Annotated in this window: 1 protein-coding gene; it reads left to right on the top strand. The window is 79.3% G+C overall.

Going from position 1 to position 721, the window contains the following annotated elements; genetic code table 11:
• A partial coding sequence (locus DZG00_RS17075; RefSeq protein ID WP_375342517.1) for a glycoside hydrolase family 95-like protein occupies positions 1–721 on the top strand: 721 nt, incomplete at both ends.

Genomic DNA, 721 nt, shown 5'->3' with positions numbered 1-721 from the left:
CCTGCTCGGCCGGGCCCGCGGCGACGGATCGCTCGACGCGCGCTGGGCCGCCGTCGTCCGCGACCTGCCGCCGTACCGCGTGGCCGAGGGCGGGGTGCTGGCCGAGTGGCTGGATCCGCGCTGGCCCGAGCAGGTCGCGCACCGCCACGCGTCGCAGCTCTACCCGCTCTGGTACGAGGTGGATCCCGCGTTCGTCGGCGACGGCGACGAGGCCGTCCGCCTCCGCGCCGCGGCCGCGGCGACCGTCGCCGCGAAGATCGCGTGGCGCGCCGAGGACCCGACCGCGCCGCCCGGCCGGATGGAGATGGCGTTCGGCCTGGTGCAGGTGGGCATCGCGGCCGCGGCCCTCGGCGACGCGGAGGCCGCGCTCACGTGCGTCGAGTGGCTGGCCGTCGACCACTGGAGCCCCGCGCTCACGACCCGGCACGACGCCGGCCGGATCTTCAACCTCGACGCGAGCGGCGGCCTGCCCGCCCTCGTGGCGGCGATGCTGCTGGGATCCGACGCCGACGCGCTCGCGGTCCTCCCGGCGCTGCCCGCGGCGTGGGAGCGCGGATCCGTCACGGGGCTCCGCGCGCGCGGCGGCCTCGTGGTCGACCTCGAGTGGGATCCCCACGGCGCCGCCCTCGTCGTGCGCCGCGTCCCGGGGGCGGACTGGCTGGCGCCCGCGCAGGGCACGGCGCTGCGGCTGCCGCGGGCGGCGACGGTGCGGGTGGACGGG

Origin of the sequence: Clavibacter lycopersici (genome assembly GCF_003576405.1) — a bacterium.
GTDB lineage: Bacteria > Actinomycetota > Actinomycetes > Actinomycetales > Microbacteriaceae > Clavibacter > Clavibacter lycopersici.
This window is presented reverse-complemented; position numbering and strand designations above follow the sequence as displayed.